11 protein-coding genes are annotated in these 12,824 nt (G+C 64.5%); 6 read left to right on the plus strand and 5 right to left on the minus strand.

All coding sequences use genetic code 11. From position 1 onward, the window contains the following. Positions 1–22 precede the first annotated feature (22 nt). Complete coding sequence (locus CK228_RS30885; RefSeq protein ID WP_095790275.1) at positions 23–763, plus strand: MOSC domain-containing protein; 741 nt, start codon at positions 23–25, stop codon at positions 761–763. Here the strand turns inward: CK228_RS30885 and CK228_RS30890 are convergent, their stop codons facing one another. The 3 genes from CK228_RS30890 to CK228_RS30900 form a co-directional block, all read right to left on the minus strand. After that, entirely contained in the window at positions 764–2,032 is a 1,269-nt protein-coding gene (locus tag CK228_RS30890) for a cyclopropane-fatty-acyl-phospholipid synthase family protein (protein ID WP_095775843.1), read from the minus strand. Between the two features lie 393 nt (positions 2,033–2,425). Next, positions 2,426–3,859: a pilus assembly protein gene (locus CK228_RS30895; protein WP_095790276.1), complete on the minus strand. Its 1,434-nt coding sequence runs from the start codon at positions 3,857–3,859 to the stop codon at positions 2,426–2,428. A gap of 380 nt (positions 3,860–4,239) precedes the next feature. Beyond that, the gene (locus CK228_RS30900) at positions 4,240–5,109 is read right to left on the minus strand and encodes a transglutaminase family protein (RefSeq protein ID WP_095790277.1); all 870 of its coding nucleotides are present in this window, start codon (positions 5,107–5,109) and stop codon (positions 4,240–4,242) included. Between the two features lie 170 nt (positions 5,110–5,279). Here CK228_RS30900 and CK228_RS30905 point away from each other — a divergent pair, with 170 nt between their 5' ends. Then, the gene (locus CK228_RS30905; RefSeq protein WP_095790278.1) at positions 5,280–5,945 is read left to right on the plus strand and encodes an HAD-IA family hydrolase; all 666 of its coding nucleotides are present in this window, start codon (positions 5,280–5,282) and stop codon (positions 5,943–5,945) included. 9 nt (positions 5,946–5,954) lie between these two features. On the opposite strand, the gene CK228_RS30910 is transcribed toward CK228_RS30905, so the two are convergent. Next, the gene (locus CK228_RS30910; protein WP_095775847.1) at positions 5,955–6,176 is read right to left on the minus strand and encodes a DUF1674 domain-containing protein; all 222 of its coding nucleotides are present in this window, start codon (positions 6,174–6,176) and stop codon (positions 5,955–5,957) included. A 105-nt stretch (positions 6,177–6,281) separates the two neighbouring features. On the opposite strand from CK228_RS30910, the gene htpX reads away from it, so the two are divergent. The 3 genes from htpX to CK228_RS30925 all read left to right on the plus strand — a co-directional run bounded on the left by htpX (position 6,282) and on the right by CK228_RS30925 (position 10,641). Further along, on the plus strand, positions 6,282–7,301 hold the full coding sequence (htpX, locus tag CK228_RS30915) for a zinc metalloprotease HtpX (RefSeq protein WP_095790279.1): 1,020 nt from the start codon (positions 6,282–6,284) through the stop codon (positions 7,299–7,301). After that, positions 7,292–8,680 carry an RsmB/NOP family class I SAM-dependent RNA methyltransferase gene (locus CK228_RS30920; RefSeq protein WP_179296102.1) on the plus strand — a complete coding sequence of 463 codons (1,389 nt, stop codon included), beginning with the start codon at positions 7,292–7,294 and terminating at the stop codon, positions 8,678–8,680. Before htpX ends, CK228_RS30920 begins: the two co-directional genes overlap by 10 nt. Before the next feature lie 236 nt (positions 8,681–8,916). Then, positions 8,917–10,641 carry a heparinase II/III family protein gene (locus CK228_RS30925; RefSeq protein ID WP_095775850.1) on the plus strand — a complete coding sequence of 575 codons (1,725 nt, stop codon included), beginning with the start codon at positions 8,917–8,919 and terminating at the stop codon, positions 10,639–10,641. A 27-nt stretch (positions 10,642–10,668) separates the two neighbouring features. On the opposite strand, the gene CK228_RS30930 is transcribed toward CK228_RS30925, so the two are convergent. Then, positions 10,669–10,977 carry an antibiotic biosynthesis monooxygenase gene (locus CK228_RS30930; protein ID WP_095790281.1) on the minus strand — a complete coding sequence of 103 codons (309 nt, stop codon included), beginning with the start codon at positions 10,975–10,977 and terminating at the stop codon, positions 10,669–10,671. A gap of 148 nt (positions 10,978–11,125) precedes the next feature. On the opposite strand from CK228_RS30930, the gene purH reads away from it, so the two are divergent. Further along, on the plus strand, positions 11,126–12,742 hold the full coding sequence (purH, locus tag CK228_RS30935; protein WP_095790282.1) for a bifunctional phosphoribosylaminoimidazolecarboxamide formyltransferase/IMP cyclohydrolase: 1,617 nt from the start codon (positions 11,126–11,128) through the stop codon (positions 12,740–12,742). The last annotated feature ends 82 nt before the right edge of the window (positions 12,743–12,824 follow it).

Genomic DNA, 12,824 nt, shown 5'->3' on the forward strand with positions numbered 1-12,824 from the left:
CGGCCAACGAGAGACCAGCGGAATGAATGATATCGGCACTGTCGCGCAGCTCTGGCGCTATCCGGCGAGTTCACTCGCCGGCGAGCGCCAGGACGCCATCCTTGTCGGACCGGCGGGCATGGCGGGCGACCGCATGTTCGGCCTCGTCGATGTCTCGGACAACGAGATCGCGAGGCCCGACCGCGAGGCGAAATGGCACAAGGTGCCGCGCATTCGCACCCGGCTGGCCAATGATCGCGACCTGGAGATCGCCGTCCCTGGCGGCGACTGGGTGAGCGCACCCGGCGCCGAATGCGACCGTGCCATATCGGCCTATCTCGGCTTCGCCGCCTCGATCCGGCCCTTCGGCCGGGAGAATGCGCCGCCGGCCTATGCCGGTCCGGTCACCGCCGCCCGCTACAGCAAGGCGCCTATCCACCTTTTGACCACGGCGTCGTTGGCGCGCCTGAAGGCGCTGCATCCGGATGGCGCCGCCGATCCGCGCCGCTTCCGCCCCAACGTCGTCGTCGACATGGCGGCGGTGGAAGGCTCGTTCCCCGAAACGGAATGGATCGGCCGCAAGCTCGCGATCGGCGATCTGCTGGTGACCATTTCGGAGCCTTGCCGCCGCTGCGGCTTCACCATCATCGCCCAGGACGGCTTCGACCACGATCCCGGCATCCTGCGCAATCTGGTCCGCCACAACGCGCACAATCTCGGCGTCTACTGCACAGTGGATCGGCCGGCCGGTATCAAGGTCGGCGACGCGATGCGTTTTCTGTAGCTACCGATAAAGGTCGGCCCGTGTCGGCGGCAGGCCGCTTGGCCCCCGCGCGCGCTTGGTGACGACTGTCTGGAAAATCTGCGCCGAGCCGCGATCGAAGGTGATCGAACAGCCGGTGAGATAAAGCAGCCAGAGCCGTGCCTTGGGCTCGCCAACCTCAGCGATCGCCTCATCGAAGCGGGCCTGCAGGCGCTCGGCCCACAGCCTGCAGGTGCGGGCATAATGCTCGCGCAAATTCTCGACGTCGGCGACGAGGAAACCGTGCGCCTCGAGATTCCCGAGCGTCATGCCGATGGTGTCGAGCTCGCCGCCCGGGAAGATGTATTTGATCAGCGCCCTGTATTCCGGTCCTTTGCGCAGGGTCTTCTTCGGGTCGCCCTTGCTGCGCCGCGTGATGGCGTGGTGCAGGTAGATGCCGCCGGGCTTCAGCAGACGGTGGACGGTCGAGAAATAGGCCGCATGGTTGGCGAGGCCCAGATGCTCGAACATGCCGATCGACGATATCTTGTCGAACGTGCCGGAAAGCTCGGCGTAGGATTTTATCTCGATGGTGATGCGGTCCTCGAGCCCCTCGGCGCGGATGCGTTCGCGCGCCAGCTTCGTCTGCGCTTCCGACAGCGACACGCCACGGCCGACGACGCCGTAATGCTTCGCCGCGTGGATCAGCATCGCCCCCCAGCCGCAGCCGATGTCGAGCAGGCTTTCGCCCGGCTTCAGCCGGAGCTTGCGGCAGATGTGGTCGAGCTTGTCGATCTGCGCCTGGTCTATGCCGTTGGCGAAATCCCTGAAATAGCCGCAGCTGTAGACCATTCGTTCGTCGAGGAAGAGCCGGTAGAAAGCATTCGAAATGTCGTAGTGATGCTGGATCGCCTCCTTGCTCGAACCGCTGACATAAGGATTGTGTCCCGATAGATCGGTGCGTGCCGTCATCTGCTTTCGCGAAAGCAGCACGGCCGGGAGGTCGCGCAGAATCGCCAGCTTCGGCAGCGATCTGAGCTTTGTCTTCAACTTACCTTGCGAAGGCAGGGCGTAGAAATCGAACAGCGATCCCTCTTCGATATCGACGGTTTTGGAAATCCACATCTCGACCAGCGTCGAGAAAGTCGGCCGACGGGCTAGTTGCCAGACGATGTCCTGGTCGTTGATGGCAAGCACAGGACCGCCGGCGGGGCCGATCCGTTCCCCGGTCCATAGCCTGACGGCAAAGCCCGGCTGCAGCGCCCCGATCACGGTTCGTACGATGCGCGCGGCTCTCTCGGTGGCGTCCATGGTCCCTCCCGTGACCGATAACGCCATGTTGTCCGTTTTGGCCGGGGATCGCAAGCCGAAGCACGCGGACCCGACTGCGCGGCATTCTCCGGCGGGACGCCTTTTTCAGCCCGGCATCTTGTCATTTGCTGCAACGCACCCCATCATGAGGATGTGTTCAACAAATCGAAAGGAGGTGATCCGATGTCGAGTGATTTCGTTTTCCAGAACGTGGCCTCAGCGGATTGCACTTTCGGGAAGCAGTCTTCCCGTTAAGGCGCGAGATGCGCGGCAGGTAGCCCGAAGGGGTTGCCGCCACAGGCCGCGCCATGGACGGAAACACGGAAGGCCGCCGGCTTCGAAAGAAGCGGCGGCCTTTTCCGTTGGGCCAATGTCGCCGGAGGCCACGGCGGTTCACTTGGCGATCGTCAGCCGCTCGATGTTCTGCACGATGGCATTGAACGCTTCGTTCAGTTCGGGACCCGTAGCCGCCTCGTAATAATGTTTCAGGGTGGACGTGTCCGCTGTCGAGCAGCCCTGGAGCACGCTCTTTGCCTGATCCCGCTCGGTCGATGTCATCGACGGATCGTCGAGATCGAAACCTATGGTGAAGATCTCGATGCCGTCGCGCTTCATGTTGTCGCAAATGCTTTCGGCATTGCTTCGCGACATCTGACCGGCATTCTGCGATCTGGGTGCGCTTCGCCCGCCGGCGAACGCCGTGTTGAACTGGCCGTCCGTCATCAGGATCGCGACCTTGCCGACCTTTCTGTTGTCGAAATTGGCGGGACCGGTGCCCAGCCGGGCGTTGACAATGGTCGAGCGCCAGGACGGCGAGAGCATGTAATAGCCCCATTGCACGGCGATGCCGCCGGCGGTCACGCCCGCCGCCTTGAAATCAGCAATCGTGTCGAGCAATTTCTGTTTGTCGGCTGTCAGCGGAATGAGCTCCGGCGTCGGGCAGGTACCCATGCGATCATCGCGGTTGACCTTGGCGAGATACTCCTGGTTCTGGTTGTTCCTGCGCAACTCGGACGGCCCGTCGGACGAGTAATCGGCATAGCCATCCTTGTCCTTGCGCTCGGTGGCGCATTTGTCGGGCCGCAGGGTCACGGATGAGCCAACCGGGATCGGTGCACCCGCTGATGGCACTGGTGGTGGCAGATTCGAGCCCCCTGCCTGCTCGACGAAAACGCTGTCGGCGAGGCCGCCCGTATTCACCGCTTCGGCATAGGGAACAATGGCCACGCGCACGCGCGGATTGTTCGGGTCGATGTTGTTGTCCAGCAGATTTTCTACGGCGGTTGAAGCGGCGGCCTGCAGGTCGCCGATCTTGTCGGTCTTTGCCCACCAGTTGGCGGCCATCGATCCTGTCACATCGAGCATCATCGCCACTTCGATGGTCTTGTCCGAATAAAGCGATGTCGTCGACGCGGTGACGCGTTTCGTATTGCCCATGCCGAAAACTGGGAAGAACAGGGCGACATCGACATGGGCGTCCGCCTGCACCGTGTTGGCGGTCCTGTCGACGATAAGCTTGTCGAGCACTATTTGGTCGGGCTGCAGAATGCCCGCCGTGCTGTTGGCCACGAGAAAGTTCTGCACCGCCTTGTTGGCGTCGGCCTCCTTGATGACCCCGGTCGTCAGGTCGCGGGCCGTCGATGTCACCGCGGCGTCGATCACCCCTTGCAGGCTCGATTTGGCGTTGTAGAGCTGCGAGATGTCGACCGAGAAGCCTGCGGCCAGCGCCAGGACCGAGGCAGCAAAGCTGAACAGGATCGCGAAATTTCCACCGCTGTGTCTGGCGAACCCGCCGACCGCGTGAACAAGACCCCCGTAATTTCGCATCCAACAGCCTCCGCTTGCCTCGGCCTCGTCGCCGCAATGAGGGCAATGCAGGATTCCAGCCGGAAGCCGCTCGTCAGGCGCCGGAACCGAGCCCCTAACCTTCAACCTTTTGTTTTTGTTTGACTTCGGCTGTGTCGAAGGTGAATGACTGGTAAACAAAAAGTCGCGGCATCAGCCGCGTTTACGGACTGCTTACCATGCTTGAATCGAGGCTATCGCGGACTGCTTCGCACCGTCCTGATGCGGCACATGCCTTCTGTGCCGCAACGGGCCAACTGTACCGAGATAGCCGAGTAAGTTGGGGCGCGAACGGAATCAAAATGTGTTGAGATTCAGGTCAGGCCATTTGCGAGCCGGCATCACCTGAATATCAACATACCTTAGGCCAGCATCTGTGCGCTGGCCGTCCTGTCGATACCGTGATGGGGCGGATTGAACAGATTGCCTTCCTGCTCATAGGTCCACACCTTGAACAGGCTGAGCCGGTGTGGACCAAAACTGTGCAGCAAAGGCACGTCGGTGGCGTCGCGGCCGCGCGCGATGACGACACGACCGGTCCTAGGCCGGTTGTGGCGTGGATCGAACGTGTACCATTTGCCGTCGACGAACACTTCCATCCACGCCGAGAAATCCATCGGCGCCGGATCGATCGGCACGCCGATATCGCCGAGATAGCCGTTCACATAGCGCGCCGGAATGTTCATGCAGCGGCAGAGCGTGATCGCCAGATGGGCGAAGTCGCGGCAGACGCCGACCCGCTCCTCATGCGCCTGCGCCGCCGTGCGGGTCGAACGCGCATAGCCATAGCCGAACGACAGCCGGTTGTGGACATAGTCGACGATCGCCTGCACCCGTGCCCAGCCGGAGGGAAGATGGCCAAACAGCTGCCAGGCGAGACTACTGAGGTGATCGGTCTCGCAATAGCGGCTGCCCAGGAGATAGACGAGCACATCGTCGGGTAATTCGGCCACCGGCACTTCCCGGGCCAGCGTGTTGACCTCGTCCGTCTCGCCACTGTCTTCGATCACTGCGTCATAGAGGATGCGAAAGGCGCCGGCTGGTGCGGTGAAGCGGCGGCAGCCATTGCCATGCAGGTCATGGTAGAGCTTGGTCGGCACCGAAGGGGAGGTCAGCACCCGCGTCTGCCGCTTGATGTCGGCTTGCCTGTCCTTGTGGATCTCGAGCAGCGAAATCACCGGTGTGGCCTCTGCGCACTCAATGGCGATTTCGTAGCCGAGCCGGATCAGCATCACAGGTCCCCTTCGATCGTCATGGAAAGCAATGCCGTTCCAACGTCGCGAGATGGCTGTGGTTCCCTGGACCGCCGCAAAATAGGCCCTCGTGCCTTTCCATGCCCGCGCCTTGACGTTACGGTTGGGCAGCCCTCCCTCGACACGCTCCCCCGACTTCAAGGAAAATCATGTTTGCTGGCAGAAAATTCGCGGCCTTCCTTTTCGACATGGATGGCACGCTCATCAATTCCATCGCCTCGGCGGAGCGGGTGTGGAGCGATTGGGCGCGCCGCCATGGCCTCGACGTCGCCGCCTTCCTGCCGACGATCCACGGCGTGCGGGCGATCGAGACCATCACCAACCTTGCCCTTCCAGGCGTCGACCCGGCGCATGAGGCCGACCTGCTGCTGAAGGCCGAGGCCGCCGATCTCGACGGCATTGTCCCGATCGCCGGCGCCGTGGCGTTTCTCAAGGCGCTGCCGGGCGAAAGCTGGGCGATCGTCACCTCGGCGCCACGCTCCCTGGCGCTTGCGCGCATGGAGGCTGCCGGCATTCCTGTCCCCGCGGTCATCGTTGCGGCTGAAGACGTCTCGCGTGGCAAGCCGGCCCCCGACTGTTTCCGGCTTGGCGCGCAACGGCTCGGCTTCGATGCGCGCGACTGCCTGGTGTTCGAGGATGCTCCGGCCGGCATCGCCGCGGCCGAGGCCGCGCAAGCCGCGGTCATGGTGATCAGCGCAACGCATTCGCACCCACTGCCAACGCTGCATGCCGCGATCCTGGGCTATGACAATGTCGGCATCACCATCGACGAGCGCGGTTGGCTGGCGCTTGAGGCGCAGCGCAACGCCGCTTGAGACCAATCCCTAAAAGTCGCTGGTCAGCCCTTTGACTTCCCAGTCGCCATAGCGGCCGGGTTCCTTGCCACCACGGCCGCCGACTTCCTTCGGCAGCGCGGCTTCCTTGCTGCGATAATCCGTACGCCGCGCCTCGGCCTCGGCCAGCGCCCGCTGTGCGGCGGGCGACAGGTCTCTTGGCGGCGCATCGTCGTTCGGGCCGGCTGGCGTTTTGCTGGTCTGGTCGGTCATGCGATAGTCCCGGCAGATTGAAATGGGGGCAGGTGTTTCCCATCATATAGCCATGAACCCACGACGATCGACCCCCTTTCACCGCTTTCTGGACAGGAGCAGACGATGAACACCCTTCGCACCGCCATGCTTCTGGCCGCGATGACGGCGCTGTTCATGGGCGTCGGCTTCCTGATCGGCGGTTCGGGCGGCATGATGATCGCCCTGCTGATCGCCGCCGGCACCAATCTGTTCAGCTACTGGAACGCCGACAAGATGGTGCTGTCGATGAACCGCGCCGTCGAGGTCGATGAGAAGAACGCGCCGGAATATTACGCCATCGTCCAGGGGCTGGCCAAGCAGGCAGGGCTGCCGATGCCCAGAACCTATCTGATCGACAACCCGCAGCCCAACGCCTTCGCCACCGGCCGCAACCCGCAGAACGCGGCGGTCGCCGCCTCCACCGGCCTGCTGCAGCGGCTGACCCATGAAGAGGTCGCGGCCGTGATGGCGCACGAACTCGCCCACGTCCAGCACCGCGACACGCTGACCATGACCATCGTCGCCACCTTTGCCGGCGCCATCTCGATGCTCGGCAATTTCGCCTTCTTCCTCGGCGGCAACCGCGACCACAACAACCCGTTCGGTTTTGTCGGCGTGCTGGCGGCGATGATCGTGGCGCCCTTTGCCGCGATGATCGTGCAGATGGCGGTCAGCCGCACCCGCGAATACGAGGCCGACCGGCGCGGTGCCGAAATCTGTGGACACCCGCTGTGGCTGGCATCGGCGCTTGACAAGATCGCCCGCGGCGCCGAACGCATTCCCAACCCCGATGCGGAGCGCAATCCGGCGATGGCCCATCTCTTCATCATCAATCCCCTGCACGGCGAGCGCATGGACAATCTGTTCTCCACCCACCCGAGCACTGAAAACCGCATCACCGCATTGCAGGAGATGGCACGGCAGATGGCGGGCGGCAACCAGGCCGCCCCGCGCCCGGCGCCAGCGCCTCGGCAGGCCGGGGAACAACAGCCGTCCGGCCCGTGGGGCCAGGCCCCTCAAGCGGAACAGCCGGCGGAACCGGAAAGGCCTAAGGCCAACCCATGGGGGCGCAATCCGACCGGACCCAAAGGCCGATGGTCGTGAGCGTGGCGGGATCTCGACGCGCAGGCTCAGGCAATCAGGATCATAGAGACGGCGGCGAATTCGTCGCCGGTCTCGCCGCCCGCAAGGCGGCGGCGCGGCTGCTTGCCGCTGTCATCGATGCCAGGACTCCGCTCGACGGACTGACCGACCACGAAAACGGCCATCCGCAATACAAGGCGCTCGATTTGCGCGATCGTGGCCTGGTGCGGGCAATCCTGGTCACCGCGCTGCGCTTCCGCATGACCATTACGGGCCTGCTGGCGCGGCGCCTGGAAAAGCCGCTGCCGCCCAACGCCACCGCTTTGTCGCATATGCTGCATGTGGCGGCCGCGCAGATCCTGTTCCTCGACATTCCCGACAGCGCCGCTGTCGACCTTGCGGTCACCCACGCCAAGTCCGATCCGCGCACGCAACGCTTTTCCGGCCTCGTCAACGGCGTGCTGCGCACGCTCGCGCGTGCCAAGGAAACCGAACTGCCCGCCGCTCTTGCCGCGACCGATGAAGCGCCAAAATGGTTTTCCGACCGGCTGAAGGCTGCCTATGGCGCCGATAAAGCGAAGCTCATTCTCGCCGCGCACCGGTACGAGGCGCCGGTCGACTTCTCGGTCAAGGCCGATCCCGAACTCTGGGCCGAAAAACTCGGCGGCATCGTGCTGCCGACCGGCACGGTGCGCGTGCAAAATCTTGCCGGTGCCGTCACCGACCTGCCCGGTTTCGCCGAAGGTGCCTGGTGGGTCCAGGATGCCGCGGCCAGCCTGCCGGCGCGGCTTTTCGGCGATGTCGGCGGATTGCGCGTCGCCGACCTCTGCGCCGCGCCCGGCGGCAAGACCGCGCAGCTGATCCTGGCCGGCGCCACGGTCACCGCCGTCGACACCTCGAAAAACCGGCTTGCGCGGCTGGCGCAGAATCTCGACCGCCTCGGCCTCTCGGCCGAAATCGTCCAGGCCGACTTGCTCAAATATGAGCCCACGGAGCTGTTCGACGCCGTGCTGCTCGACGCGCCGTGCTCGTCGACCGGCACGGTGCGCCGGCATCCCGACGTGCCATGGACCAAGACGGCGGCCGATGTCGAAAAGCTCGCCGACCTGCAAAGGCGGTTGCTCGCCCGCGCCGTCACGCTGGTCAGGCCCGGTGGCCGGATCGTCTTTTCCAATTGTTCGCTCGACCCGCTCGAAGGCGAAGACCTGCATCTGGCGTTTCTGAAGGAAACGCCAGTGGTCGTCGATGATCCGCTGCGGCAAGGCGAGATCGCCGGCATCGATTCGTTCCTGACGGCGCAAGGCACGCTGCGCACCACGCCCGCCGATCTCGACCTCGGCGCCCCGGAGCGCTCGGGGCTGGACGGTTTCTTCGCCGCGCGCATGCGCCGCGCCGGCTAATGCATGTCGCCCAAAAGTGCGTAGCGGTTTTGGGATAACGACATGCATGGAACAAAAAGCAAGTCGCGTCGCGTCCGGGCCGGCGGGTGCGGCGCTATTTGACTTAACTCACAGGATTTGCTGACTTTTTTAGCGAGAGTATAGGCCCCCGGACCTATACCCAGGAATTCGCCTTCGCACGACTCGTTCATTCATGTAAACTCTGCGCCGGGGTAGAGGACGGACCAGGAGGGCTTTTGGCACTGGCTGCCAGCAACACGACGCGTCTGTGGACGCTTGTCGCGAAGGAGTTCTGGCGCAAGACGCGCCGGCGTTTGCGCGCCGGGCCGGTCTATCGCTGGCGCTATTCCGGCCGCACGCCCGAACGCGTGCTGATCGCACCGCCGGACCTGCGGCTGGCCGACCCGCAGATCGCGCTCGAGATCTATTACGGCCGCTATCCCTTGTCGGGGCACCTGGTCGAAACCGGCGGCAAGTCGCCCTTCCAGATCAACGTGCCCAATCATGGCTGGCAAAAGACGCTGCATGGCTTTCGCTGGCTGCGCCACATGCGCGCCGCCGGCACCGAACTTGCCGCCGCCAATGCGCGTGCCCTGGTGTCCGACTGGATCGCCATGCACGGAAACAACATTGCCGGTATCGCCTGGGAGCCCGGGACGACGGCGAAGCGCGTCATCGCCTGGCTGCAGCATTCCTCCGTCGTGCTGCAGGGCGCAGAGTTCCCCTTCTATCGCGCCTTCCTGAAATCGCTGGCCGTCCAGATCCGCTACCTCAGGTCGATGGCGCGCGAAATGCCCGACGGCAAGGACCGGCTGCGCGCCCGCATAGCACTTGCCTTCGCTGCGCTTTCCCTGCCGGCGCCGGCTTCTGCGCTGCGCGGCGCCACCCGCAACCTCGCCGAGGAACTCAACCGCCAGATCCTCGCCGATGGCGGCCATATCTCACGCAATCCGATGTCGGTGCTGGAAATCCTCGCCGACCTTTTGCCGCTGCGCCAGACCTACGCCAACCAGGCGGAGACCCCGCCGCAGGCACTGATCGGCGCCATCGACCGCATGCTGCCGGCGCTGCGCTTCTTCCGCCACCAGGATGGCAGCCTCGCCCGCTTCAACGGCATGGGCGCCACCATCCATGACCGCATCGCCACCATATTGCGACATGACGACACCGCCGGCGCGCCGCTGCTGCACGCGCCGCATTCGGGCTATGAGCGGCTGTCGATGGGCGGCGTCACCGTCATCGCCGACACCGGCCTACCGCCGCCGGTCGATGTTTCCAACGCAGCGCACGCCGGCTGCCTTGCCTTCGAATTGTCGTCCGGCCGCCAGCATTACATCGTCAATGCCGGCATCGACACCTATGGCGCCGCCGAGTTCCGGCCGCTGGCCCGCGCCACCGCCGCGCACTCGACCGCCACCATCAACGACACCTCGTCGGCGCGCTTCAGCCATTCGCTGCGCGTCAACGACCTGCTGGGTTCGCCGCTGATCGGCGGCCCGCAGCATGTGCAGTGCAAGCGCATCGACCAGAAGGGCGTCCAGGGCTTCATCGCCCGCCATGACGGCTACGTCCCGCGTTTCGGCTTCCTGCACGAGCGCGAGCTGAAACTGTCGTCGAACGGCAATGTGCTGGCCGGCAGGGACCGGTTCCAGCGCCCCGGCAATGCCGCGATCCGCAACAATGGCCGTGACTTCATCACCGTGCGCTTCCATGTCCACCCCGACATCAACTTGCTGCAGGACGAACATGACCGCCTGGTGCTGACCGCCGAGCAGGCCGACAGCTGGGTGTTCACCTCGGGCGAAGTGGTGCCTGAGGTCGAGGAATCGATCTATTTCGCCGGTCTTGGCGGCCCGCGCCGCAGCCGGCAGATCGTGCTTGCCTTCAAGGCGTCCGACATGTCCGAAGTCCACTGGCAACTGACGCGCACCAGCATCGTCGGCTATCCGGAAAACAACTGATTTGCCGCGCGAAGGCGGCCCGCTCGCTCAAGCCTGCTGCGGGATGCCGAAGGCCTCATAGGTGCTGAGCGTCGGCGGACCGGCGAAGGCGAAACGGATCTTGTCGACCATCGCCGCCGCCTGACCGCTGCGGTCATAGCGCTCCGCGTCCTCGACAGTGCTCCATACGGTGATTGCCATGAAAGTGTCGCGCGCCTGATGCTGCTGCAGCAGCACGGCGCTGATGTTGCCGTTGGCGGCGCGGATGGCTGGGATCGCCTCGGTTTCGTAGATCGCCCGCAACCGCTCGGTCGTATCCGGTAATGCCGTGAACTGGCCAATACGGACAAATGCCATCAATATTCCTCCATCGCGAGGAGATCAGCCTATACCCGGGGCCGGCAAATTGCATATCAAACCGTCGAATGGTGCACGGCGCTTGATTTCCTGATGTCATGTGCTACGGCGCGGGCTTGCCCCTCCAGCCGTGAAAGGCCGCCAGCCCATGGCCGTCGCCGCCAAGAACATTCCCGCCCCGGACCTCGTTCCCGTACGCCGTGCCTTGCTTTCGGTGTTCGACAAGACCGGCCTCATCGACTTCGCCACGGCCTTGGCCGCGGCCGGTGTCGAACTGGTCTCGACCGGCGGCACCGCCAAGGCGATCGCCGAGGCCGGGCTGGCGGTGCGCGACGTCTCCGAGCTCACCGGCTTCCCCGAGATCATGGATGGCCGCGTCAAGACGCTGCATCCTTCCGTGCATGGCGCGCTGCTTGGCGTGCGCGACGACCCCGAGCATGCGGCGGCGATGCGCAAATACGGCATCGAGCCGATCGACCTCCTCGTCTCCAATCTCTATCCGTTCGAGGAAGTCCGCCGCTCCGGCGCCGACTATGCGGCCATCGTCGAGAACATCGACATTGGCGGCCCGGCGATGATCCGCGCCTCGGCCAAGAATCATGCCTATGTCGCCATCGTCACCGATCCGGGCGACTATGCCTCGGTGCTGAACGCGCTGGAGATGAACATCGGCTCGCTGTCGCTGGATTTCCGCAAGAAGCTGGCGGCCAAGGCCTTTGCCCGCACAGCCAGCTATGACGCGGCGATTTCCAGCTGGTTCGCCGAGGCGCTGGAGATCGAGCATCCGACCTGGCGCGCCTTTGGCGGCCGGCTGACCGAAGTGATGCGCTACGGCGAAAACCCGCACCAGAGCGCCGGCTTCTACGTCAATGGCGACAAGCGTCCAGGTGTCGCCACGGCGCGGCAGCTGCAGGGCAAGCAGCTCTCCTACAACAACATCAACGACACCGACGCCGCCTTCGAACTGGCCGGCGAGTTCGACCCCAACCGCTCCGCCGCCGTCGCCATCATCAAGCACGCCAACCCGTGCGGCGTCGCCGAGGGCGCGTCGCTGAAATCAGCCTATGCCAAGGCGCTCGCCTGCGATCCGGTCTCGGCCTTCGGCGGCATCGTCGCATTGAATCGTACGCTCGACGCCGAAGCGGCGGAGGACATCGTGAAGACCTTCACCGAGGTGATCATCGCGCCCGATGCCACGGACGAGGCCGCGGCGATCGTTGCCGCGAAGAAAAACCTGCGCCTGCTGGTCACCGGTGGCCTGCCCGACCCGCGCTCGCCCGGCACGACCGTCAAATCCGTTGCCGGCGGCCTGCTCGTCCAGGGCCGGGACAATGCCGTGGTCGACGATCTCGAACTGAAAGTGGTGACCAGGCGCGCGCCGACGCCGGCGGAGATGGCCGATCTCAAATTCGCCTTCCGCGTCGCCAAGCACGTCAAGTCCAACGCCATCGTCTATGCAAAAGACGGCGCTACAGTCGGCATCGGCGCCGGTCAGATGAGCCGCGTCGATTCCTCCCGCATCGCCGCCCGCAAGGCGCTTGACGCGGCCGAGGCTGCAGGCATGGCCGAGCCGCTAACCAAGGGCTCGGTGGTGGCCTCCGATGCCTTCTTCCCCTTCGCCGACGGTCTGCTTGCCGCAGTCGCCGCCGGCGCCACCGCCGTCATCCAGCCCGGCGGCTCGATGAACGACAAGGACGTCATTGCGGCCGCCGATGAACATGGCATTGCGATGGTGTTTACCGGGGTCAGGCATTTCCGGCACTGAGCACTTTTACCCTCCCCTCGATGGGGAGGGTCGGTGCGCTCGCTTGCGAGCGCGCCGGGGTAATGGCGCTGACCCCCACCCC

Origin of the sequence: Mesorhizobium sp. WSM4312 (assembly GCF_002294875.1) — a bacterium.
GTDB lineage: Bacteria > Pseudomonadota > Alphaproteobacteria > Rhizobiales > Rhizobiaceae > Mesorhizobium.

Bases quoted from the DNA above. Each gene is read 5' to 3' on its own strand.
- CK228_RS30890 (WP_095775843.1), bottom strand. From the start codon at position 2,032: ATGGACGCCACCGAGAGAGCCGCGCGCATCGTACGAACCGTGATCGGG.
- CK228_RS30895 (WP_095790276.1), bottom strand. From the start codon at position 3,859: ATGCGAAATTACGGGGGTCTTGTTCACGCGGTCGGCGGGTTCGCCAGA.
- purH (WP_095790282.1), top strand. From the start codon at position 11,126: ATGGCCGTCGCCGCCAAGAACATTCCCGCCCCGGACCTCGTTCCCGTA.
- CK228_RS30905 (WP_095790278.1), top strand. From the start codon at position 5,280: ATGTTTGCTGGCAGAAAATTCGCGGCCTTCCTTTTCGACATGGATGGC.
- CK228_RS30900 (WP_095790277.1), bottom strand. From the start codon at position 5,109: ATGCTGATCCGGCTCGGCTACGAAATCGCCATTGAGTGCGCAGAGGCC.
- CK228_RS30930 (WP_095790281.1), bottom strand. From the start codon at position 10,977: ATGGCATTTGTCCGTATTGGCCAGTTCACGGCATTACCGGATACGACC.
- CK228_RS30885 (WP_095790275.1), top strand. From the start codon at position 23: ATGAATGATATCGGCACTGTCGCGCAGCTCTGGCGCTATCCGGCGAGT.
- CK228_RS30920 (WP_179296102.1), top strand. From the start codon at position 7,292: ATGGTCGTGAGCGTGGCGGGATCTCGACGCGCAGGCTCAGGCAATCAG.
- htpX (WP_095790279.1), top strand. From the start codon at position 6,282: ATGAACACCCTTCGCACCGCCATGCTTCTGGCCGCGATGACGGCGCTG.
- CK228_RS30910 (WP_095775847.1), bottom strand. From the start codon at position 6,176: ATGACCGACCAGACCAGCAAAACGCCAGCCGGCCCGAACGACGATGCG.